At 55.6% G+C, this 21764-nt stretch carries 20 protein-coding genes, 3 tRNA genes and 1 other RNA gene; 5 read left to right on the top strand and 19 right to left on the bottom strand.

Going from position 1 to position 21764, the window contains the following annotated elements; translation table 11 throughout:
* Nucleotides 1-63 precede the first annotated feature (63 nt).
* Nucleotides 64-1116 carry a 3-deoxy-7-phosphoheptulonate synthase AroG gene (gene aroG / locus AC6I8X_RS06165; protein ID WP_497840733.1) on the bottom strand — a complete coding sequence of 351 codons (1053 nt, stop codon included), beginning with the start codon at nucleotides 1114-1116 and terminating at the stop codon, nucleotides 64-66.
* Nucleotides 1117-1407: 291 nt separating this feature from the next.
* Between aroG and AC6I8X_RS06160 the strand changes: the two genes are divergently transcribed.
* Nucleotides 1408-1767: a YbgS-like family protein gene (locus AC6I8X_RS06160; protein WP_299454661.1), complete on the top strand. Its 360-nt coding sequence runs from the start codon at nucleotides 1408-1410 to the stop codon at nucleotides 1765-1767.
* A 46-nt stretch (nucleotides 1768-1813) separates the two neighbouring features.
* Here the strand turns inward: AC6I8X_RS06160 and AC6I8X_RS06155 are convergent, their stop codons facing one another.
* From AC6I8X_RS06155 to AC6I8X_RS06125, 7 genes are all read right to left on the bottom strand, one after another.
* Complete coding sequence (locus AC6I8X_RS06155; RefSeq protein ID WP_497840732.1) at nucleotides 1814-2833, bottom strand: C45 family autoproteolytic acyltransferase/hydrolase; 1020 nt, start codon at nucleotides 2831-2833, stop codon at nucleotides 1814-1816.
* A gap of 21 nt (nucleotides 2834-2854) precedes the next feature.
* Complete coding sequence (gene glnQ, locus AC6I8X_RS06150) at nucleotides 2855-3577, bottom strand: glutamine ABC transporter ATP-binding protein GlnQ (RefSeq protein ID WP_497841016.1); 723 nt, start codon at nucleotides 3575-3577, stop codon at nucleotides 2855-2857.
* Nucleotides 3578-3579: 2 nt separating this feature from the next.
* Nucleotides 3580-4236, bottom strand: a complete 657-nt coding sequence (glnP, locus tag AC6I8X_RS06145) for a glutamine ABC transporter permease GlnP (protein WP_208714361.1) — start codon at nucleotides 4234-4236, stop codon at nucleotides 3580-3582.
* A 51-nt stretch (nucleotides 4237-4287) separates the two neighbouring features.
* Nucleotides 4288-5040, bottom strand: a complete 753-nt coding sequence (glnH, locus tag AC6I8X_RS06140; protein WP_313689816.1) for a glutamine ABC transporter substrate-binding protein GlnH — start codon at nucleotides 5038-5040, stop codon at nucleotides 4288-4290.
* Between the two features lie 152 nt (nucleotides 5041-5192).
* On the bottom strand, nucleotides 5193-5744 hold the full coding sequence (locus tag AC6I8X_RS06135) for a carboxymuconolactone decarboxylase family protein (protein ID WP_313689814.1): 552 nt from the start codon (nucleotides 5742-5744) through the stop codon (nucleotides 5193-5195).
* 2 nt (nucleotides 5745-5746) lie between these two features.
* Nucleotides 5747-7084, bottom strand: coding sequence for an aspartate aminotransferase family protein (locus AC6I8X_RS06130; RefSeq protein ID WP_497840731.1), 1338 nt, complete (start codon nucleotides 7082-7084; stop codon nucleotides 5747-5749).
* 133 nt (nucleotides 7085-7217) lie between these two features.
* The gene (locus tag AC6I8X_RS06125) at nucleotides 7218-8075 is read right to left on the bottom strand and encodes a MurR/RpiR family transcriptional regulator (protein WP_313690239.1); all 858 of its coding nucleotides are present in this window, start codon (nucleotides 8073-8075) and stop codon (nucleotides 7218-7220) included.
* 129 nt (nucleotides 8076-8204) lie between these two features.
* Between AC6I8X_RS06125 and AC6I8X_RS06120 the strand changes: the two genes are divergently transcribed.
* Genes AC6I8X_RS06120 through zitB form a run of 3 tightly spaced genes read left to right on the top strand, consistent with a single transcriptional unit; the run spans nucleotide 8205 to nucleotide 12776 of the window.
* A complete protein-coding gene (locus AC6I8X_RS06120) occupies nucleotides 8205-8789 on the top strand; it encodes a response regulator (RefSeq protein ID WP_497840730.1) in 585 nt (194 codons plus the stop codon).
* Nucleotides 8786-11845, top strand: a complete 3060-nt coding sequence (locus tag AC6I8X_RS06115; protein ID WP_497840729.1) for an ATP-binding protein — start codon at nucleotides 8786-8788, stop codon at nucleotides 11843-11845. Before AC6I8X_RS06120 ends, AC6I8X_RS06115 begins: the two co-directional genes overlap by 4 nt.
* Entirely contained in the window at nucleotides 11814-12776 is a 963-nt protein-coding gene (gene zitB, locus AC6I8X_RS06110) for a CDF family zinc transporter ZitB (protein ID WP_084873538.1), read from the top strand. Before AC6I8X_RS06115 ends, zitB begins: the two co-directional genes overlap by 32 nt.
* Here zitB and pnuC read toward each other — a convergent pair.
* The 3 genes from pnuC to AC6I8X_RS06095 all read right to left on the bottom strand — a co-directional run bounded on the left by pnuC (nucleotide 12773) and on the right by AC6I8X_RS06095 (nucleotide 15227).
* Entirely contained in the window at nucleotides 12773-13492 is a 720-nt protein-coding gene (gene pnuC / locus AC6I8X_RS06105) for a nicotinamide riboside transporter PnuC (RefSeq protein WP_497840728.1), read from the bottom strand. The genes zitB and pnuC overlap by 4 nt on opposite strands.
* 30 nt (nucleotides 13493-13522) lie before the next feature.
* Nucleotides 13523-14584 carry a quinolinate synthase NadA gene (nadA, locus tag AC6I8X_RS06100; RefSeq protein WP_084873536.1) on the bottom strand — a complete coding sequence of 354 codons (1062 nt, stop codon included), beginning with the start codon at nucleotides 14582-14584 and terminating at the stop codon, nucleotides 13523-13525.
* A gap of 157 nt (nucleotides 14585-14741) precedes the next feature.
* The gene (locus tag AC6I8X_RS06095) at nucleotides 14742-15227 is read right to left on the bottom strand and encodes a methylated-DNA--[protein]-cysteine S-methyltransferase (protein ID WP_497840727.1); all 486 of its coding nucleotides are present in this window, start codon (nucleotides 15225-15227) and stop codon (nucleotides 14742-14744) included.
* Between the two features lie 158 nt (nucleotides 15228-15385).
* Here AC6I8X_RS06095 and AC6I8X_RS06090 point away from each other — a divergent pair, with 158 nt between their 5' ends.
* Nucleotides 15386-16858 (top strand): AlkA N-terminal domain-containing protein, encoded by a 1473-nt coding sequence (locus AC6I8X_RS06090; protein ID WP_313689025.1) that lies wholly within the window; start codon nucleotides 15386-15388, stop codon nucleotides 16856-16858.
* 144 nt (nucleotides 16859-17002) lie between these two features.
* Here the strand turns inward: AC6I8X_RS06090 and AC6I8X_RS06085 are convergent.
* The 8 genes from AC6I8X_RS06085 to tolA form a co-directional block, all read right to left on the bottom strand.
* A non-coding RNA gene (locus tag AC6I8X_RS06085) (RtT sRNA) lies at nucleotides 17003-17139 on the bottom strand.
* A gap of 31 nt (nucleotides 17140-17170) precedes the next feature.
* Nucleotides 17171-17246, bottom strand: a tRNA-Lys gene (locus tag AC6I8X_RS06080).
* 33 nt (nucleotides 17247-17279) lie between these two features.
* A tRNA-Lys gene (locus tag AC6I8X_RS06075) sits at nucleotides 17280-17355 on the bottom strand.
* A gap of 52 nt (nucleotides 17356-17407) precedes the next feature.
* Nucleotides 17408-17483 (bottom strand) — tRNA-Lys (locus AC6I8X_RS06070).
* A 166-nt stretch (nucleotides 17484-17649) separates the two neighbouring features.
* Complete coding sequence (gene cpoB / locus AC6I8X_RS06065) at nucleotides 17650-18462, bottom strand: cell division protein CpoB (RefSeq protein ID WP_416412943.1); 813 nt, start codon at nucleotides 18460-18462, stop codon at nucleotides 17650-17652.
* Between the two features lie 9 nt (nucleotides 18463-18471).
* Nucleotides 18472-18987, bottom strand: a complete 516-nt coding sequence (gene pal, locus AC6I8X_RS06060) for a peptidoglycan-associated lipoprotein Pal (protein WP_084873532.1) — start codon at nucleotides 18985-18987, stop codon at nucleotides 18472-18474.
* A gap of 65 nt (nucleotides 18988-19052) precedes the next feature.
* Entirely contained in the window at nucleotides 19053-20348 is a 1296-nt protein-coding gene (gene tolB, locus AC6I8X_RS06055; protein WP_299454703.1) for a Tol-Pal system beta propeller repeat protein TolB, read from the bottom strand.
* A 116-nt stretch (nucleotides 20349-20464) separates the two neighbouring features.
* On the bottom strand, nucleotides 20465-21748 hold the full coding sequence (gene tolA, locus AC6I8X_RS06050; protein ID WP_497840726.1) for a cell envelope integrity protein TolA: 1284 nt from the start codon (nucleotides 21746-21748) through the stop codon (nucleotides 20465-20467).
* Nucleotides 21749-21764: the final 16 nt, after the last annotated feature.

The raw sequence follows: 21764 nt of genomic DNA, 5'->3' as shown, positions 1-21764 counted from the left end.
GATTTATCGCGCGGGTTTTATAACAGCGCGATAAATCGCGCCGCTACGAATCAGTGCCACAAATCAACCGCGGCGCTGTTTAACCGCCTGCGCCAACTGGCGCAACACTCTATCTGTATCTTCCCAACCAATGCAGGCATCCGTCACGCTTTTGCCGTACACCAGCGGTTCACCGCTCTCCAGACTCTGATTACCTTCCACCAGGTTACTCTCCAGCATCACACCGGTAATCCCCTGCTCGCCACCCGCAATCTGCTGCGCAACATCTTCCGCAACCACCATCTGGCGCTGGAATTGTTTGCTGCTGTTGGCGTGGCTGAAGTCGATCATCACCTGCGGCGTCAGGCCCGCTTTTTCCAGCCCGGTTTTTACCGCAGCCACATGATGGGCGCTGTAATTCGGCTCTTTACCGCCACGCAGGATGATATGGCAATCTTCATTACCGCTGGTTTCGACAATCGCCGAATGGCCATATTTGGTGACTGACAGGAAACAATGCGGCGCACTGGCAGCGTTGATAGCGTCAATCGCCACTTTGATGGTGCCATCAGTGCCGTTTTTGAAGCCAACCGGGCAGGACAGACCGGAGGACAGCTCACGGTGCACCTGTGATTCAGTGGTACGCGCACCAATTGCGCCCCAGCTCATCAGATCAGCCACGTATTGCGGGGTGATCATATCGAGGAACTCACCAGCAGCGGGCAGGCCGGTGTCATTAATATCCACCAGCAGTTTACGCGCCAGACGCAGGCCATCGTTGATCTGGAAGCTGCCGTCCATGTAAGGATCGTTAATCAGCCCTTTCCAGCCCACCGTGGTACGCGGCTTCTCAAAATAGACGCGCATCACCACTTCCAGCTCGCCGCTCAGCTCATCGCGCAGCTGCAGTAAACGTTCTGCATACTCTTTTGCCGCAGTGGTGTCGTGGATCGAACAGGGTCCGATGATCACCAGCAGGCGATCGTCTGCACCATGCAGAATACGGTGGATAGCCTGACGGGCTTTAGCAACGGTTTGTGCCGCGTTATCGGTCGCAGGAAATTTCTCAAGCAGCGCAACAGGAGGCAATAACTCTTTGATTTCTCGAATACGTAAATCGTCGTTCTGGTAATTCATGCTTATTCCATTCAATTTCTGGCCCGGCGCGCGCCGGACGCAACCCGTCCAATGTAGCCCGTCAGGCAACAGCTGTAAATTGCCCATGCGGGGAAAGGGTATAAGTGAAATTTGCATTTATGCGGTTTTGCACTAGGCTTTTAATAGTAAGCACTACGTAATTAATCACCTGCATTATTTATATTCAGACGACACATCTTCGATGGAATTATATTCCGTCGGGGTGCTTTGTTTTCGTCAAACCGCACCATCGGGTTTAAGACGGCGACTGTCATAAACTACAGGAGCAAAATGATGAATAAGTTTGCAATGATCTTTCTGACAGCAGCAATGACTCTGGGCAGTGGCGCTGCAATGGCGGCGGCTGACAATAACGGCACCACCAATCAGGCGGCTGATGCTGGTGCGGCTGCCGGTGGCGCAAAACAGAATCTGCCGCCCAATAAAGTCGATAACAGCAAAATTAATAACACTGATAGCAACACCAATAGCGCAGCCACTTCAGGTGGGAGTAGCAGTAATATGTCTGCCAGCGAAGTGAATAAAAATAGTCAGTGTAAAGACGGAAAATGTCCGGACATAAATAAGAAAGTCAAAACCAAAACCGGTAGTGATGACGTCAATAGCAAAACTGACGGCACCAGCCAGTAAATGACTTTTTATCAGGCCGTCATCCTGGCGGATGACGGCATTGCCGTTAGTCTACCCTTCCCTGCCATGCTGCGACTTCACGATTCAGACCAAACACCTGCCAGTCAACATGCTGTGCGCCGAGGGTGAATACCGCCGTCGCCAGGGTGTTTTCTTCGTCCGGGTCCTGCGGTGAAAGCCGATAGATCGGCAGCTCAGCATCATGCTGATCCGATAAAATCGCTCTGGCGGCATCGATATTGAGTTGCTGCGGGCCAGCCTGCCAGGCGATCAACCGGCTCTGGCGTGAGGCGGAGCTGGCGGTGATCACCTGCTGTACATCGGCCATCACCGGATGAATCAGATGATTGGCGTGGCCCATGACCGACGTCAGTTGTACCACTGAACAACCTGAACCGGTGGCTTCAACGCTAAACACCCGGCTATCGCCCATCTGACCCAGCGTATGGTGAAAAGCACCCGCGCGCGTAGGGGTGGTCAACTGCAGGACCGCCTCGTCCAGCGTGCTGGCATTGAGCGCTGCACGGGCCAGTACCTGGCGCGGTAAACCCAGCGGGCGATGCTGCGCCCGGATGTTATTTACCGTGTTAACGATACCCTTTTCATTAACCGCAAAGGTATGGCCGGGAATGGACCCGGGATACGCGAAGCTGGTAAAACCCAGCCCTTCATCCGGCGTGACGCTCACCAGCGCACAATCATCACGCAACTGAGGGAAACCATCCTCGTTATGGGCGATAAGCACCTCACCGGTTGGGGTACAACCCGCCACCGTGGTGCAACCATCCGAGGTGGAGCGGACTAAATCGCCACGGCAGTTCCAGGCAAAGACTTCATCGATGGAGGCTGCCAGCCCCTGCGCCATGCCCTGTAATTCCTGCCAAATCAGCGGATATTGCGCGATCACCATCGCGCGCATCGCCTGCAACTGTTCAGAGCCCTGCATGGCGACCACGGTTTGCCACAGCCGGGTTTGCGTCAGCTCCCGATGCCAGGCATCACGGCCAAACTCACCCAACTGCTGGCCGATGGCAAAGGCGGAACCCCTGATTGCGATTTTTTTCATGGTGTTATCATTCACTTGTGTTCAGGAAACGTGCTGCAAAAACTCTTTCAGGCGCGGATTGCGGCTGGCATTCAGCAGGATATCAGGTGGACCATCTTCAGCAATGGTACCGCCATCAATAAAAATCAGTCTCGATGCCACATCACGGGCAAAACCGATCTCATGGGTCACGATCACCATCGTCATCCCTTCGTCTGCCAGCGAGCGCATCACCTTCAATACTTCATGACGCAGCTCCGGATCGAGTGCCGAGGTTGGTTCATCAAACAACATCATTTTTGGCTTTACCGCCAGCGCGCGGGCAATGGCAACACGCTGCTGCTGGCCGCCCGATAATTCCGAGGGATAATGATCCGCACGCTCACGCAGACCCACTCGATCCAGCAGCGCCAGCGCCTGTTGACGCGCCGCCGCTTTGCTCTGCTTACGCACGCGAATCGGGCCGAACATCACATTCTCCAGCGCCGTCAGGTGTGGAAACAGATGAAACTGCTGAAACACCATCCCCGCCTCGCGCCGGATATCGCATTCATTGGCGTGTGGGTCGGTGATATGCATGCCCGCTACCAGCAGGGTGCCGGATGAAATCTCTTCCAGCTTATTGATACAGCGCAGCAGCGTCGATTTCCCCGATCCCGACGGACCGATAATCACCACCACTTCGCCGGCTTCAATTTTTAAATTGATATCGTGCAGCACCTGGGTCGCACCGAAATGCTTCGACACCGCATTGAATTCAACCATGCTCATAAAATATGGATCCTTTTCTCCAGTTGCTTCAGCAGGAAGCTCAGGCACAGCGTCACCAGCAGATAAATCAACGCTACGGCAGTCCACACTTCCAGTGCACGGAAGTTTCCGGCGATAATTTCCTGCCCCTGACGCGTTAACTCAGCCACACCAATCACAATAAACAGCGATGTGTCTTTAATGCTGATGATCCATTGGTTACCCAATGCCGGAATCATGCGACGCAGCGCCAACGGCATAATGACGTACCACAGCGTACGACGCTGGGATAACCCCATCGCGAGGCTTGCTTCTTTAAAACCTTTATTAATCGATAAAATGGCTCCGCGGGTGATTTCCGCAATATAAGCGCCGGAGTTGATAATAATGGTAACTATCGCGGCGGTTACCGGATCGATACGGATGGGCAACACCATCGGCAAGGCGAAGTAAATAAACATCACCTGCACCATAATCGGTGTACCACGAATCAACTCGACGAAAATTAGCGATATCGTCTTCGATACCCGACCACCCAGTGCACGACAGGTGCCGGCCAGCAGACCAATAACAAAGCCACCTAACAAACCCGTCAGCGAGATGATGAGTGTCAGCTGTAACCCCTGCAATAATAACGGCAGGGATTCCCATATATATTTTGTTTCGAAATTCATATATCGACCAGATTGTCTCAATTCAGGCCGGTAAATACCGGCCCGATGGGATTATTTAGGTTGCTTGTCAAACCACTTCACATAGATCTTGTTGTAGGTGCCGTCGGTGCGCAGCGCCTGCAATGCGGCATTAACTTTCGGTGTCCAGCTGCTGTTTTTCTGCATCGCAAAACCATACTGCTGCGGCAGAATGCTGTCGGTTTCACCGGTCGATTTCACTTTGCCATCCCCGGCGGTCTTCACGTAGTACAGCACGTTGGGGGAGTCGTGTACCACGGCATCCAGATTACCCGCCTGCAAATCGAGATAGGCATTGTCGATATTCGGGAACTCGACGTAATCCGCTTTATATTTGCTTTTCATAAAGCTGGCAGCGGCAGTACCTTGTTTCAGGCCGACTTTTTTACCCGCCAGATCGCTGAATTTGGTGATGCTGTTATCACCGCTTTTTACCGCGATTAACAGATCAGCATTGTAATAACCTTCGCTGAAATCAACCACCTGTTTTCTGGCATCGGTGATGGTAATCCCTGCCATCGCCACATCAAGATTGCGTGATTGCAGACCCGGAATTAATCCGCTGAAATCCATCGGACGTAATTCATAGCTGACATGCATTTTCTGCGCAATGGCATTCCATAAGTCGATATCAAAACCGACATATTTATCACCTTGTTTGAATTCAAAAGGAACAAATGCGGTATCAACACCCACCACTAATTTATCCTGAGCCATCGCAGCAAAACTCGCGGAACAGGCAACCAGTGCCAGTGTGACTTTTAATTTAGTAAAAAATGCAGACATAATAATCCTCGGCGTCAGTGAAACAGCAGGCAGTAGCCTTCGCGCAGCGCAATAAATCATTGCGCCACCATTTAAAGTCAATGTTATTCAGCACGGGGAATAAGAGCACAACACATGCGTTATCGGTCGGCTCTTATTTTCGAGTGAACCACTTATGCGGGGATAATAAAATCCCGGGTGTCGGGTACCGGCGTCTGTGCACCGTTCATAATCATGGAAAGAAAACTGTAATAACCGTTAATACCGATCAGATCGACCACACCTTTTTCGCCCCACAGGGCGATGGCCTGTTGCCAGGTGTCGTCCTGCACCTTTTTCTGCTGATGCAATTGCTGGCAGAAGTGATACACCACCCACTCGTCAGCCTGCAAATCATCAGGCAGACGCTGTTCATTAATCGCCTGCACCGCGCGGGCGGAAATCCCCTTGTCACGGGCGATTGAGGCATGAATGGCCCACTCTACCGGCTGCGACCAGTGGCGCGCGGTGAGCAGAATCGCCAGTTCCGACAGACGTTGACCCAGCGCACTACGATAACGCAGGTATTCGCCCATCCGCTGCGCATGAGCCATTAACTCCGGGCTACGCAACAGCGGTTCAAACGGTGGCAGCAACGCGCCACGTGGTCCGTTGATGATCTCTTCGGCCAGCTGGCGTTGTTCATCGCTCCATTGATGCTCCGCGAGCGGCGGTAAACGATTCATGATTAACGCCCCGCCAGCTTGCGCGTTTCTGTGCTAATCACCTGCTGTAACGTCTCCACCACAAAATCCAGCTGCGGACGGGAGACGATAAACGGTGGTGCGATCAGGATATGGTCGCCATATTGCCCATCGAGGGTGCCGCCCATGGGATAAACCATCAGACCACGCTCCATACATTGTGCTTTAATCGCGGCATGTAACTTCAGTGCCGGATCGAACGGGGTTTTGCTGCCCTTGTCCTGCACCAGCTCCACGCCCGCGAACAAACCGCGCCCACGGGTATCGCCGACGTGCGGCAGCTCTCCCAGCACCTCGCGCAGTGCCTGGTGCAGATACGCCCCCTGCTGCTGCACCTGCTCCAGCAGGTTATCGCGCTCAATGATTTGCTGCACTGCCAGTGCGGCGGCCGCGGCCGTGGCATGACAGATATAAGTATGGCCGTGCTGGAACAGGCCGCTTCCCGCCTGTAACGCCGCGACAATCTTTTCACTCGCCAGCACCGCACCAATCGGCTGATAACCGCCCCCTAAGCCTTTGGCGATGGTGACGATATCCGGTACCACGCCATCCTGTTCAAAGGCATGTAGGGTACCGGTGCGTCCCATGCCGCACATCACTTCATCGGCGATATACAGGATGCCGTATTTGTCACACAGACGGCGTACGCCCTGGAAGTAGCCCGGCGTCGGCGGGGTAGCTCCGGTAGTGGCACCCACTACGGTTTCCGCGCAAAAGCCGATGATTTTCTCCGGCCCGGTAGTCAGAATCGCCTCTTCCAGTTCATTCAGCAGACGCTGGGTATATTGCTGCTGGCTTTCATCGTCGCGGCGATCGCGGTACTCGTTGCATGCTGAGACTCGCACCACATCCATCAGCAACGGGGCAAACTGACGACGACGCCATTCGTTGCCGCCAACCGCCAGCGCGCCAAGCGTATTGCCATGATAGCTCTGCTTACGGGCAATAAAGGTGGTGCGCTCCGGCTGACCGATCTCAACAAAATACTGGCGTGCCAGTTTCAGTGCCGTTTCGACCGCTTCAGAACCACCGGAGACAAAGTAGGCATAGTTCAGATCGCCTGGCGCAGTGCGGGTCAGCTGTTCTGCAAGCTGCTCGACGGTTTCACTGGTGAAAAAGCTGGTATGGGCATAGGCCAGTTGATCAATCTGACGATGCATCGCTGCCAGTACTTCAGGATGGCTATGCCCGAGGCAGGAAACAGCAGCTCCGCCACAGGCATCAAGATAACGCTTACCACTGACATCCGTGATGTAAGCCCCCTCTGCGCTCACCGCCACGGCTGGCGTGGTACGAAGGCTGCGGTGAATGATCTGACTCATGCTCTTTTCCTGCTCCTGAAAACGCTTGCGCGATAGATTGAAAACATCTTGCATGATCCATTTGAATCACGTCAATGCAAATATGATTCAAATGCATTGTATTTTCTTATGATGGAAACAAATGGATCAATGCTCAGGATTTACCGGGGATCACGTAGGCACCAGAATCGATCAGATAACGTTCCGCGTTCTCGATTTTGCTGACCGCTTCACGCCCATGTCGCGCCACCAGCATCGCCAGCAGGCACTCCGCCAACCCCATACCGGAGACGACCGAAGGGAAGAATGAGGGGCTATCAATGGAGAACAGCAACGTGCAATTCGCCGCCTGCGCCAGGGGTGATACGGGAGAATCAGTGATGGCGATGATGCGTGAACCGGCCTCGGTCGCGGCGTTTAACACATCCAGTGACTCGCGCGAATAAGGGGCGAAGCTGGTCAGCAACACACAATCTTTCGCTGTCAGCTCACGGGTAAAGACTTCGATATTGCTCGCCAGCCCGTCAATCAACGACACCTGGCGATTGAAGAGCCGGTAAACATAAAACAGCGACCAGGCGATGGGGAAGCTGGCGCGAAAACCACAGATATAGACGTTTTCAGCCTCATCCAGCAGGGTGACAGCCTGTTGCATCGCCTGCTGATTTTCTGTCTGAGTGAAAGCCAGATTAGCCTGATGCGCCAGAAACACCTCTTCGTACAGCGCAGGCTGCGTCCCTTTAGCGATCAGTTTTTCTGCTTTGGATACATATGTATCATTGCGTAAGCCAAGATCGTCAATCATGGCGTTTTTCAATTCACCCCAGCCGTTAAAACCCAGGCGCTGGGCCAGGCGCAGCAGCGTGGCAGGCTTCACGCCACCTTCTGCGGCAAAGGCACGCATCGATAGCACCACCAGTTTATTGGCATGTTGCAGTGAAAACTCGGCGGCACGCTGTAACTCCGGCGAGAGCAGGCTGAACTGGCTGACAATATTTTCCCGAAGATTCATGGCGTTTCGTCGTTATTAATAAAGGGACACCGCACGATGTTAACACTCATACGGCAGGGAAAGGATGAGATAATGAACACCTTCCCCCTTTTCCGTTATGCTGAAGCAATGAAAAGACAGGATATGGTTATGGCTGCGCTGCTGCTTATTGATGATCACCCGTTAGTTGAGGTCGCGCTGGAAGCGGCCTGCGCTAAATCCCCGATTCCTTTACAGCTGTTCGCGGCCAGCAATGAAGCCGGAGCGCGTCAGTTGCTGCAACAACAGGTGATTGATCTCGTCATTCTCGACATTGGCCTGCCGGATAGCGATGGTCTGGAGCTGCTGCGTCGTCTGCGGATTCACCATCCGCAGCGCCCGGTGTTGATCTACTCGGCAGAGCAGAGTCGTCATACCTTATTACGCGCCGCTTCGCTCGGTGCCGCCGGTTATGTGGTGAAAAGCCAGAGCATGGCGCAATTACTGAGTGCCATCCTCGCGGTGCTGGGTGGACAACAGGCGTTTCCCGCCCTGCCCGAGCGCATTGATTTGCCGCTGACGGAGAAAGAGCAGCAAATTGTGGCCCTGCTGGCGCGTGGCCTGTCCAATTTGCAGATTGCCGAGCAGCTGCATATCAGCAACAAAACCGTGAGCACCCATAAAAAGAACATTCTGGAGAAAACCGGGGTGCAATCGGTGATTGAACTGGCCGAGCTGTGGAAAGCGCAGCAGTGAGGCGTTGGCTCCTGTTGCTGACATTACTGTGCAGCACGCTGGCACAGGCGGATTTACAACCGGCCAGTAGCGTGATGCTGCCCGCAATGATGCCCGCGCCACACAGCAGCCCCTGGCCCACCTCGCCGCTGCGCGTGGCAGTACCGGCACAAAACAGCGCCCCCTGGGCGATGCGCATCGGTGACCAAATCTGGGGTATCGACGCAGATTATCTCAGCGCCCTCAGCCAGCTCACCGGTAACCACTTCGTGCTGGAAAGCTATCCCGACCTTAGCCAGCAACTGGCCGCATTGGCGCGTGGCGAGGTGGATCTGGTGCTGAGCACTGAACATGCAGCGCTGTCGCCGGCTATCAGGCTGAGCGACAGCTGGTATAGCAGTCCGGTACGTATTTATCGCAACCGGGACAATCAGCGTGCCGTGATGTTCAACAGTCACAATGCGCAGCTTACCGTGGCGCAATCCACGCTGGACCAGTTGCCGGACAATTTTGTCCGCGCCCACCGCTGGCATAGCCTGCCGGGGGATCTCCAGGCGCTGTATGCGCTGTTCAATCAGCAAAGTGATTACCTGGTGGCCGACGAGGCCAGCGCCGGGTTTCTGCTCAGCCAGCTGCAACAGGGGCAGATTTACCAAATCACCGCTGATCCTGGTGCCGGAGACATTACTTTGCGGGCGATGGCGCGCGATCCGGCGTTGATCCAGTGGCTGAATCAACAGCTGCGCCTGCTGCCTGCCGAATTCAGTAACCGGGTGAGACAGCGCTGGAGCCCTCCTCTGCTGCGCTATCAGGACACGCAAACCCTGATGCTATCCCCCGCCGAGCAGCAGTGGCTGGCGCAGCATCGGGAAATTCCCTACGCCGCCGAAGCCGATAACGCGCCCTGGAGTTATCGCGACGCCAGCGGCAATGCGCGTGGTTTTGCCATCGATTTACTCAATGCCCTCAGCCAGAGCACCGGGCTGCGTTTTACCCCGCGTTGGGTCGCTAATCCGCAACAAGCCGCAACCCTGCTGCAACAGCAACAGGTGATGCTGAGCGTGCTGCCACCGCTGGACGGAGCCACCACGCTGCCGGTGTGGCGTGCCATCTGGGGTATTTATACCCTGACATCGCATCAGCCGATGAACTGGCAGGGACTACAGGGACAGCGAGTGGGGATACTGCGTGCCGACCTGGCGCAACGCATGCTGCCCGCCGGGGTCACGCCGCAGATTTTTGACGATCGCGGCCAGCTGTGGCAGGCCCTGAACAGCGGTCAGATCGATGCACTGGTGGATAATGTGCTGTCGGCCCGCTGGCGCATCGCCAGTCACTATGGCGATCGTATCCATCTGGCGTTTGCCGCCAGTGATATTGCCTGGCCGCTGGCCCCGGAGATCAGTGCACAGCAACCGGTGCTGCGCGCGTTACTCGACCGGGCGCTGCAACAAATCCCCCCGGAAACCCTGAGCCAGATGCGCGATAACTGGTCGATGCCACCACAGCCCGGCACCACCATGACGATGCGCAATGTGCCGCTGCTGGTGCTGATCGCCGCAGGCATCGCCATTCTGGTGCTGCTGATACTACTGGTGCGTCGTTATCTGCAACAGCGGCGCGAACGGCTGCAACGTGAACAGGCCGAACGCGCCAATGCGGCGAAAAGCCAGTTTCTGGCCACCGCCAGCCATGAGCTGCGCACGCCGATGCAAGCGATCCTCGGCCTGCTTGAACTCGAACAGGAGCAGCATCCCAGCCCGCGGCTGGAGCTGATGCACAGCAGCGCACGTTCGCTGATGGCGCTGCTGAATGATTTGCAGGATCACGCCCGCATCGAAAGCCACAGCTTCCGCCTGTCGCCCCGCCCCATCGATCTGGCGCACTGGTTGCAGCAACAGCAGCAGTTTTATCATCCCCTGATGCGTGATGCTGGCCCACAGCTGGTGGTGGAAGCGCTGACCACCCTGCCTGCGGCGGTGCTGCTGGATGGCGATCGTCTGCAACAGGTGGTGAATAATCTGGTAGCGAATGCGCTGAAGTTTACCCGTGCCGGCGATATACGCCTGACGCTGGCGGTGAGTAATGACATCGTGCTGATGGTTGCCGACTGTGGCAGTGGTATTCCATTGGCAGAACAAGCGCAGCTGTTCGAACCCTGGTATCAGGCTCCTTCGGGGAAAACTCATGCGGTGCAGGGCAGCGGTCTCGGTTTATTTATTTGCCGCGAGATCGTGCAGCGGATGGGCGGCACGCTAACGCTGACTTCCGCACCCGGCGTGGGCACGACTGTTCAGGTGACGTTGCCTCTGCAATTAGCCGATGGCGAGCCAGCAGCCACCGTCAGCAGCTGGCCGCATTATCCACAACTGCGTGTGGCCATCGTTGACGACCATCCCACCAATTTACTGGTCATGCAGCAGCAGCTGGCGACATTTGCCATCCATGCGGAGGTGTTTGATGACGGACGTGCGCTGCTGCGCGCTGATGCCAGGCAGCCATTTGACGTGCTGTTTATCGACCAGATGATGCCACGTCCCGATGGCTTCACTCTGCTGGGCATCCTGCGCCGCCGCCAGCGTCAGCGTGGCAGCGCCGCATTACGTATTCTTTGTTCCGCTGATGCGCAACTGGCAAAGCAGCCGCTACAACCCGATGAAGCTTTGCTGATTAAACCCATCACTCTGGCGGCTATCGCCCCCCTGCTGGCGCGTACGACGCACGACCCGTTACGCCATCTGCCAGATAGCCTGCGCATCCTGGCTCAGCATAACGAAAGCTTTATTCCGCGCATCTGCCAGACGTTACAGCGCACCCTGATGCAGGATCGTGATGCCCTGTTGGCGGCGCACGAGGGGCAGAACTGGCCAGAGCTGGCGCGGGCTGCTCATCGCATGAAAGGCAGCTGGCTGTTGCTGGGTATCGATGATATCGCCACCCATTGCCAGCAACTGACGGATGCGGCAAAACAGCAACGGCTGAAACCTGAATCGTTCGATTTACTGATATCATTAACCAACAGGTTACTGAAACAACTGGAAAGTTATGGCACACACCCATTCTCACAGCGGGCCTGACGGCAACCGTACGCGACTGGCGGCGGCGTTTGGTATTACCGCCCTTTTTATGCTGGTGGAAGCCATCGGAGGCTGGATCTCCGGCTCGCTGGCACTGCTCGCTGATGCGGGCCATATGCTCACTGATACCGCCGCGCTGCTGATGGCATTGCTGGCTGTGCAATTCTCTGCGCGTAAACCCAATGCCCGTCATACTTTTGGTTTGCTGCGGCTGACGACCCTCGCCGCCTTTGTTAACGCTATCGCCCTGCTGGTGATTACCGTGCTGATCGTCTGGGAAGCGCTGCGGCGCTTTTACCAGCCACAGCCGGTGGCGGGTGGTCTGATGCTGGCGATTGGCGTTGCCGGGCTGCTGGCGAATCTGCTCTCCTTCTGGCTGCTGCATCATGGCAGCGAAGAAAAGAATCTCAACGTACGTGCCGCCGCCCTGCATGTGCTGGGCGATCTGCTGGGTTCGGTGGGGGCGATTGTCGCTGCGCTGATCATCATGTGGACCGGCTGGACGCCGATCGATCCGATTCTGTCGTTACTGGTGTCGCTGCTGGTGGTGCGCAGCGCCTGGTCACTGCTGCGTGAAAGCCTGCATGAGTTGCTGGAAGGCGCACCGGGTAATATCAATGTGGATAAGCTGAAGCGCGATCTGACGTTGAATATCGCGGAAGTGCGCAATGTTCATCATGTGCATCTGTGGCAGGTGGGCGAGAAACCGGTGCTGACGCTGCATGTGCAGGTGATCCCGCCTTACGATCATGATGCGCTATTGCTGCGCATTCATCGTTACCTGCATACGCATTATCAAATCGCTCACGCCACGGTACAGATGGAATACCAGCCCTGTAACGGGCCGGATTGTGAACTGTGCTTTGATGATGGCAACGACCAGCACAATCATCATCATGAGGCGCTGGAAGGCCACGTACATCGTCATTAAGAAGAAAGCGCGCGCGAGCCATGTTCGCGTGCGCTTTGTATCCACAACCGTGAACCGTTCAGGGCAATCAACGTCAGGATGACGTATTCCAGTGACATGGCATACACTCCCTGGCGGGCAAAAATCATCACGCTTATCACGTTAATCACCACCCACAGCAGCCAGTTCTCCACGTATTTGCGCGTCATCAGGATCATCGCCACGATCGACAGCACCATCATGCAGGAATCCCAGAACGGGAACGCATCCGGCTGCAATTGCGGCATCACCACATGCAGGCCGATGCCCTGCATCATACTCACTGCAATATGGGTGAGGAAGGCAAATACCGGGTCAATATACAGCGTCATCAGGCCGATACCCAGCACACAGGCGGCTCCCCAGACCAGCGCTTTTGGCAGCGGCAGCCAGCGAATTTTCAACTCAGCTTCCTGGGCAGCATTTTGCCGACTCCACGCATACCAGCCATAGACATTGGCGACAAAGAAAAACAGCTGCAACAGCAGGCTGGCATACAGCTGGATCTGGAAGAAAATCACCGCGAACAGGGTAACGTTAATCAAGCCGAAGAAGTAATTGATGATTTTTTCCAGGCTGGCCAGCCAGATACACAGCAGGCCCGCCACGGTGCCGACCGCTTCGATCCAGGAGAGATCGTAGCCGCCGACACCAAGAGGAATATGAACCAGAATGTTTTGTGTGCTAAAGAAATCCATAACGGGCACCTGTCTGAAAGGTGCAGCGCATCAGGCGTTCCCTTTCACCTTGAGTTTGAGTTCCGCTGCAAAGGATAGCATGCGGTTGAGCGGCAGCAATGCCGCTTCACGCAATCCATCATCCACATGGATCTCGTGCTCGCTGCCACCGTGCGCTAAGCCCTCGGCAATCGCCTGCAAACCGTTCATCGCCATCCACGGACAATGGGCGCAGCTACGACAGGTGGCCCCTTCTCCGGCGGTGGGGGCTTCGAGCAATTCTTTTTCCGGTACCGCCTGCTGCATTTTGTAGAAGATGCCACGGTCGGTAGCGACAATCATCTGCGGATGCGGCAGGCTTTTCGCGGCCTGAATCAGCTGGCTGGTGGAACCCACCGCATCAGCCAGATCAACAATCGCCTGCGGCGACTCAGGGTGCACCAGTACCGCCGCTTCCGGGTAGAGCGCCTTCATGCGTTGCAGCGCCTGGGTTTTAAATTCGTCATGGACGATACAGGCTCCCTGCCAGCACAACACATCGGCCCCGGTTTTCTGCGTCACGTAACGGCCGAGATGGCGATCCGGTGCCCAGATAATCTTCTCACCAAGGCTGTCGAGATGTTCAATCAGTTCAACGGCGATACTTGAGGTCACCACCCAGTCAGCACGCGCTTTCACCGCTGCTGAAGTATTGGCATACACCACCACGGTGCGATCCGGATGCGCATCGCAAAAACGGTTGAACTCTTCAATCGGGCAGCCCAAATCGAGCGAACATTCCGCCTGTAGCGTGGGCATCAGCACGGTTTTTTCCGGGCTGAGGATTTTCGCGGTTTCACCCATAAAACGCACGCCAGCTACCAGCAACGTCGAAGCCGGGTGAGTACTGCCAAAGCGCGCCATCTCCAGCGAATCTGCCACGCAGCCACCGGTGGCTTCCGCCAGCGCCTGAATTTCCGGATCGGTGTAGTAATGCGCCACCATAACCGCATCGCGTTCTTGCAGCAACCGCTTGATTTCGGCGATATAAAAGGCTTTTTCATCCTGGCTGAGACGCGCCGGTTTCGGCGGGAAGGGATAGATCGCACTTTCTGGATCGAACATCAGGCTCATGACACGGCTCTCGGTTTTCTTAATTTAACAAAACGGCCTTTTCTGACCATTAAGATGGCATCATATCCGCCATCTTGTTTTATATGCTAAACAAGATAGCGGATCTGACCGGGAGTGTCGTGCTTTTTTTATGCAGAAAATACGGGCTGTGACCCGCTTAGCTTTTTGGCGTGGTTTCCAGATCCAGCAGGAAGGCTTTGACCGCCAGCCCGCCCGCGAAGCCGGTCAGTTTGCCGTTGCTGCCGATGACACGATGACAGGGTGCCACAATCGACAGCGGATTTTTGCCGTTTGCGGCCCCCACCGCGCGTACCGCTTTCGGATTACCAATTTGCTCGGCAATCTGGCGATAGCTGCGGGTTTCACCAAACGGGATGGTGATTAACGCCTGCCACACCTTTTTCTGGAACTCAGTCCCGACGGTGTCATACGGCAGATCAAAATGCTGGCGTTCCCCGGCGAAATATTCCCGCAGCTGGCGTTCGGTTTCACACAGGATCGGATGTTGATCGTCCCGGCTGATAGGCTTCAGCGGGATGCGTTGTGAACCTTCGTTTTCCCACAGAATCGCTGACAGTCCCTTATTGCTGGCAATTAACGTGAGTTCTCCGACCGGCGTCGGGATAATTTTTGCATGATACATGGTGCGCCTCCGGCTTGATATCAGGGGAGCATTATCGCACTTCTGGCGTAATAAACTGGCTGTTTTCGGTCATGCAGATAAACTGGTTAGCTGTCCGAAAGCAGCCAGTTTTCTCATCAGGGTTGCGCGAGGATGCGGTTTATTTGCTGGAGACAAAGATGTTTGATCCCGACATTGCCTACCAGGCGCTGACTTCACGCGATAGCCGCTTCGACGGCTTGTTTTTTGTCGGCGTGACATCGACCGGTATTTATTGCCGGCCAATTTGCCCGGTCAAAGCGCCGATGCAGAAGAATTGCCTGTTTTTTTCCAGCGCCGAAGCCGCAGAAAAAGCGCATTTCCGCCCCTGCCTGCGTTGTCGTCCTGAACTGGCCCCCGGCTTCGCACCGGTCGATAGCCATCATCGCATCGCCGATCGGCTGATTCGGCGTATTGAGGAGGGCCTGCTTGAGGAACAGGAGACGCTGGCCGACATTGCCACCGAGTTTGGTTTGAGCGAGCGCCAGCTGCGGCGTGTGGTGCAACAGGAGCTGGGCGTCTCTCCGCTCGAACTGCGCCAGACACGCCGCATGTTGCTGGCAAAGCAGCTGTTAACCGAAACCACGCTGCCGGTCACGGAAATTGCCTTCGCCAGCGGTTTCCGCAGCCTGCGCCGCTTTAATGATGTATTCCAGGCGCGTTATCGCATGACCCCGTCCCGGCTACGTAAAGAAAGCGGCCCCGCCTCTGGCACACAGTTGCAGGAAAGCGCGGAGCTGCGCCTCAGCTATCGTCCCCCCTATGACTGGGACGCGATACTCGATTTTCTGCAACAGCGTGTGATGAAGGAAGTGGAATGGGTGGCGGATGGCGTTTATCACCGCACCGTGGCGCTGGGTGGCTGTCGCGGCTGGGTGCGTGTCAGCCATTATCCTGAGAAACAGGCGCTGAAGGTGCAATTCACTACCAGCCTGACCCCGGTGCTACCCGCCCTGCTGCGCCGTCTGCGCGATTTATTTGATTTGGATGCCCAACCCCAGCGTATCGCCGATCAGCTGTCTCAGGACCCTCTGCTGGCCCCGAGCCTGGCAAATTCTCCTGGTCTGCGCGTACCGGGGGCATTTGACGGTTTTGAACTGGGCGTGCGGGCGATTCTCGGCCAGCAGGTCACCGTCAAAGCCGCCACCACGTTAAGCAGCCGGGTGGCGCAGCGTTTTGGCGAGCCGCTGGAGACGCCATGGCCTGAGTTATCCCGTTTGTCCCCCAGTGCTGAATCGCTGGCAACGGCGACGCAGGATGATATTGCCAGTCTTGGCATCGTCAGCGCACGTGCCCAGGCGATCATGGCACTGGCGCAGGCTTGTGCCTCAGGCGCGTTACGCTTTAATGGCGCGGTACATCCCGATGTGGTGGTACAACAGCTACTGACCTTGAAAGGCGTCGGGCCGTGGACCGCCAGCTATATTGCGATGCGTGCCCTGCGCTGGCCGGATGCATTTCCCAAAGAAGATATCGCCATTCGTAATAATCTCGGCGGCGTCAGTGCGAAGGAAGCAGAACGGTTATCTCAGGTGTGGCGACCGTGGCGCAGCTATGCGGTGCTGCATATCTGGCGTAGCGGCGCAATTAATCGCGTAATGTCTGCCAGTTAAGGCGTGGTTTAAGCATTGGTTTGTAGCGGCGCGATTTATCGCGCAGGTTTTATGATGCGGCACGTTGGCTGAAAACAGCGCGATAAATCGCGCCGCTACAGACACAGAAAAGCAAAAAGGCGCCTTTAGGGCGCCTTTCTACATTGGTGGGTCGTGCAGGATATGCCTCGGCCCATCCGGGGCCTCGCCCTGCGGGTGATGCTGCCGCATCAGCCTGAATCGCTCCCGGCGATTCAGTCGAACCTGCTGCAGGTTCTCATCCTGCACTTTGCGCGCATAGCAAAAAGGCGCCTTTAGGGCGCCTTTCTACATTGGTGGGTCGTGCAGGATTCGAACCTGCGACCAATTGATTAAAAGTCAACTGCTCTACCAACTGAGCTAACGACCCGCTCGATGAGGGCTTACAACCAGAACTACCAGATGGTGGGTCGTGCAGGATTCGAACCTGCGACCAATTGATTAAAAGTCAACTGCTCTACCAACTGAGCTAACGACCCATCGTGGTTGTGAAGCAAACTGAAGAAAACACTGAACCGGCTGGGGTTGAGATGGTGGGTCGTGCAGGATTCGAACCTGCGACCAATTGATTAAAAGTCAACTGCTCTACCAACTGAGCTAACGACCCATCTTCAGCGCTGCCGACACTTGTTAAGATATGTCCCGGCAACGGCGGCATATATTACTGATTTAGCGGGGTAGCGCAACCCTTATTTTCCACCAACTGACTCAATTGCTTACCTTTCATGCGGCAAGACCAGAAATCACACGAAATCCGGTCTGTGCTGCACAAATTACAACCCGGCGAGACGCTTCTGAGCCAGTTTGGCCGATTCGCTGTTTGGGAATTGTTTGATCACTTGTTGGTAGACCGCTTTGGCTTTCGCCGTATCGTTCTTCTCCTGCATGATCACCCCAACCTTAAACAACGCTTCAGCGGCTTTAGGCGATTTCGGGTAGTTTTTTACCACAGTGGCAAAATAATAGGCCGCATCGTCCTTTTTGCCCTTGTTGTAAAACAACTGACCCAGCCAGTAATTCGCATTCGGCTGATAGGTAGAATCAGGATAACGCTTCACCCATGCCTGCAGCGCAGTAATGGCCTGATCATACTGCTTCTTCTCCAGAATCAGCGCCACGGCCGCATTGTAGTCGCTGTTGGCATCGCCGCTTTGCGTCGGTGCTGCGGCTGCGGCTGCACTGCTGCCCGCATCAGCGGCTGCTGCACCTGCACCAGCACCGGCTGCGGCTGCCGTCGCATCACCACCGCCACCACTGGCCTGGGCACCGTTATTACCGCTGCTCAAACTGTCGATCTGCTGGTAGATCTGCTTCTGGCGCTCAATCACCTGATTAAGCTGATAGGTGTTCTGCTGAATTTGCCCGCGCAGCGAATCGATATCGCTTTGGTTATCACTCATCTGCTGCTGCAACTGCTGCATTAGCTGAGCCTGGGCATTGGAGATACGTTCAAGAGTGGTGACACGGTCTTCGACCGAGCCTGAGCCAACGCTACTGATTGACGCCTGGGCAGTAGCGGCCCAGGGGGCCGCTACACCAACCAGTAACGACAGACTCAAGAGATGAAGTCTGAAGTTACTCATCATGTGCTTATCTTAGTAAACCAGAACGGCACGACGGTTTTTGGCGTAAGCCGCTTCGTCGTGACCCAGAACTGCCGGCTTCTCTTTACCGTAAGAAACGATAGACATCTGATCAGCTGACACGCCTTTACCCTGCAGGTACATTTTAACTGCGGTAGCACGACGCTCGCCCAGGGCGATGTTGTATTCCGGCGTACCGCGCTCATCCGCGTGACCTTCGATGGTCACTTTGTATGACGGGTTGCTACGCAGGAAAGCAGCGTGCTGATCCAGCATCTGAGCGTACTCAGACTGCACGTCATACTTGTCCAGACCGAAGTAAACGATGTTGTTCTGCTGCAGCTGCTGCATTTGCAGACGCGCTTGCTCGTCAGAAGACATGTTGCCGCTGTTCATGCCAGAACCGTTAGCGCCGTCAGCACCCATACCAGTCTGGTCATTGTTGTTGTTTTTGTGAGAGCTACATGCAGCCACTGCGATAACCGGCAGAGCCAGCATCAAACCCTTCAGCACTTTGTTCAGTTGCATTTCTTTATCCTATTATATTGTTTGCCATACATATTTACCCCCCACCTCAGCGGGGGATAGATGCATCACAGATACGGCGACCAGGCAGGTGATTTTACCTGTCCATCAGTTGCCGGAAGACGCGCTTTGAAACGCCCATCGGTTGAAACCAACTGCAACACGGAACCCATCCCCTGAGTAGAGCTATAGATTACCATCGTGCCGTTAGGAGCCAGACTTGGCGTCTCATCCAGGAACGTGTCCGTTAACGTTTGAACGGCTCCCGTTTCCAGATCCTGTTTGGCGACGTGCTGAGCGCCACCGGCGCTGCTAATCATCACCATTGTTTTACCGTCGGCTGCTACATCCGCATCCTGGTTCTGTGAACCTTCCCAGGTAATACGTTGTGCCGCACCGCCGTTAATGCCAATTTTGTAAATCTGAGGTGCACCCGCCTGGTCTGAGGTATAGGCCAGAGTCTGGCTATCCGGGAACCAGGTCGGCTCAGTGCTGTTGTAGCGGCCATCCGTGATCTGACGAATCTGACCTGATGCCAGATCCATCACATACAGGTTCAGGCTACCGGTTTTCGACAGGGCGAAAGCCAGTTTAGAACCATCCGGTGAGAACGCCGGTGCTCCGTTGTGACGCGGGAAAGAGGCAACCTGACGAATAGCACCGTTGGCCAGCGTCTGGATAACCAGCGCAGATTTGCCACTTTCAAAGGTGACATACGCCAGTTTACTGCCATCTGGTGACCAGGTCGGCGACATCAGCGGCTCTGGTGAACGGTGAACCACAAACTGGTTGTAGCCATCGTAATCCGATACGCGCAGCTCATACGGGAACTGACCGCCGTTGGTCTGCACCACATAGGCGATACGCGTACGGAATGCACCTTTGATGCCGGTCAGCTTCTCAAACACTTCGTCACTGGCGGTGTGTGCGGCATAGCGCAACCACTGCTTCGTCACTTTGTAAGAGTTCTGTGCCAGCACCGTACCAGGCGCACCACCGGTATCAACCAGCTGATAGGCGATCTGGTAGCTGCCGTCCGGGTTCGGGGTGACCTGACCCACTACCACGGCATCAATACCCAGTGCGCTCCAGGCGGCAGGCTGGACCTGCTGTGCACTGGTCGGCTGCTGCGGCAGACGTGAGCGATCCAGCGGATTGAATTTACCGCTGTTGCGCAAGTCTGCTGCGACGATGCCACCAATATCTTCTGGTGCAGCACCCGGACCGGCCCACTGGAAAGGAACCACACCAATAGGACGCGCAGTATTCACGCCCTGCGTAATTTCAATGCGTACTTCCGCGTGCAGCATCGCTGCCCATAGCAGTACAAAAAAACCTAAGGTTACACGAAGTGCCTGCTTCATCTTTTCTCCCTTATCTGAACCTCAGTTCACGATAATTCGCACTGTTCCTGAAAAAAAACGGGTACTCATAGATTACGGCAAGCTAACCTTAGTTCAACCTGCCGTTTGTTACTGCATTACTGTGGTTTGAAATCCATTGGTGCGTTTTTGAACACTTCATACACCGCCTGTGAAGGTGGCTTCGGTATACGTGCCTGCTTGGCTGCCGAGACCGCCGCCTGGCACAATGCCGGATCGCCGCCCTCCGCTTTCACATCAATCAGCAGACCATCCGGAGCCAGCTTGATGCGCAGGTTACACTCTTTACCTTTGTATGAATCGGCATCATAGAAACGGCTCTGAATCGCCGCAACCACCTGGCCCATATAGGAGTTAATTTCAGCTCCCGAGGCTCCGGCTTTCTTCTGATTACCTTGTCCCGCCGCTGCCCCACCACCGGAAGCAGAAGCGTTACCACTTTTCGGTGCATTCTTACCGGATGAGAGGCCACCCAGCAGATCGTCAACGGCGTTTTCATTTTTCGCAGCTTCGGCTGCGGCTTTCTTCTTCGCATCCGCAGCTGCTTTGGCTTTCGCAGCAGCATCCGCTTTGGCTTTCGCTGCGGCATCCGCTTTAGCTTTGGCCGCTGCCTCGGCTTTTGCTTCTGCAGCCGCTTTCTCTTTCGCTGCCTCGGCGGCGGCAGCTTTAGCTTCCTGCGCGGCTTTCGCCTTCGCATCTGCCGCTGCCTGTGCTTTGGCTTCCGCATCTGCTTTGGCCTTCGCCTGAGCGGCTGCTTTCGCCTCCTGAACCGCTTTTTCTTTCGCGGCCTCGGCGGCGGCAGCTTTCGCTTCCTGCTCTGCCTGTTTCTTCGCTTCAGCCGCAGCCTGTTTCGCCTGCTCTTCCGCTTTCTGCTTCGCATCCGCTGCGGCTTTCGCCTGGGCATCCGCCTCCGCTTTGGCATCGGCTTTGGCTTTAGCTGCCGCGGCTTCTGCGGCTTTCTGTTCTTCCTGCGCCTGCTTCGCCGCCGCTTCAGCCGCTTTTTGCTGTTCAGCCTGCTGCTTCGCCTGTTCTTTGGCATCCTGTTGTGCCTGCAGACGTTCTTTTTCCAGCTCTTTCAGACGCTGTTGTTCGGCGGCCTGCTTCTGCTGCAACTCTTCTGCCTGCTGCTGCGACTGCTTCTGGCGCTGCTGCTCGGCACGCTGGCTATCGCTCTGCTGATTCTGCTGACGGTTGTATTGATCGACCACGGCACCCGGGTCCACCATCACTGCGTCGATATCGCTACCGCCACCACCACCGCTGGATTCAACTTTTTCGTTAAACGAGCTCCAGACCAGCAAGGCGATCAGCACGATGTGCAGAATCACCGAAATGATTATCGCGCGCTTTAACTTCTCGTTTTGCTCGGTTGCCTTCGACACTCTCGGTTCCCAAAAA

The organism is Pantoea sp. X-Soil-TKNS-1280, from assembly GCF_059730475.1.
The sequence above is the reverse complement of the archived record's forward strand: the minus strand, read 5'-3'. Positions and strand labels throughout refer to the sequence as shown.

Bases quoted from the DNA above. Each gene is read 5' to 3' on its own strand.
- glnH (WP_313689816.1), bottom strand. From the start codon at position 5,040: ATGTCTGCATTTTTTACTAAATTAAAAGTCACACTGGCACTGGTTGCC.
- glnQ (WP_497841016.1), bottom strand. From the start codon at position 3,577: ATGGTTGAATTCAATGCGGTGTCGAAGCATTTCGGTGCGACCCAGGTG.
- AC6I8X_RS06095 (WP_497840727.1), bottom strand. From the start codon at position 15,227: ATGTATCATGCAAAAATTATCCCGACGCCGGTCGGAGAACTCACGTTA.
- glnP (WP_208714361.1), bottom strand. From the start codon at position 4,236: ATGAATTTCGAAACAAAATATATATGGGAATCCCTGCCGTTATTATTG.
- nadA (WP_084873536.1), bottom strand. From the start codon at position 14,584: ATGAGCCTGATGTTCGATCCAGAAAGTGCGATCTATCCCTTCCCGCCG.
- zitB (WP_084873538.1), top strand. From the start codon at position 11,814: ATGGCACACACCCATTCTCACAGCGGGCCTGACGGCAACCGTACGCGA.
- AC6I8X_RS06160 (WP_299454661.1), top strand. From the start codon at position 1,408: ATGATGAATAAGTTTGCAATGATCTTTCTGACAGCAGCAATGACTCTG.
- AC6I8X_RS06155 (WP_497840732.1), bottom strand. From the start codon at position 2,833: ATGAAAAAAATCGCAATCAGGGGTTCCGCCTTTGCCATCGGCCAGCAG.
- AC6I8X_RS06130 (WP_497840731.1), bottom strand. From the start codon at position 7,084: ATGAGTCAGATCATTCACCGCAGCCTTCGTACCACGCCAGCCGTGGCG.
- AC6I8X_RS06090 (WP_313689025.1), top strand. From the start codon at position 15,386: ATGTTTGATCCCGACATTGCCTACCAGGCGCTGACTTCACGCGATAGC.
- tolB (WP_299454703.1), bottom strand. From the start codon at position 20,348: ATGAAGCAGGCACTTCGTGTAACCTTAGGTTTTTTTGTACTGCTATGG.
- pal (WP_084873532.1), bottom strand. From the start codon at position 18,987: ATGCAACTGAACAAAGTGCTGAAGGGTTTGATGCTGGCTCTGCCGGTT.
- cpoB (WP_416412943.1), bottom strand. From the start codon at position 18,462: ATGATGAGTAACTTCAGACTTCATCTCTTGAGTCTGTCGTTACTGGTT.
- AC6I8X_RS06125 (WP_313690239.1), bottom strand. From the start codon at position 8,075: ATGAATCTTCGGGAAAATATTGTCAGCCAGTTCAGCCTGCTCTCGCCG.
- aroG (WP_497840733.1), bottom strand. From the start codon at position 1,116: ATGAATTACCAGAACGACGATTTACGTATTCGAGAAATCAAAGAGTTA.
- AC6I8X_RS06135 (WP_313689814.1), bottom strand. From the start codon at position 5,744: ATGAATCGTTTACCGCCGCTCGCGGAGCATCAATGGAGCGATGAACAA.
- pnuC (WP_497840728.1), bottom strand. From the start codon at position 13,492: ATGGATTTCTTTAGCACACAAAACATTCTGGTTCATATTCCTCTTGGT.
- AC6I8X_RS06120 (WP_497840730.1), top strand. From the start codon at position 8,205: ATGGCTGCGCTGCTGCTTATTGATGATCACCCGTTAGTTGAGGTCGCG.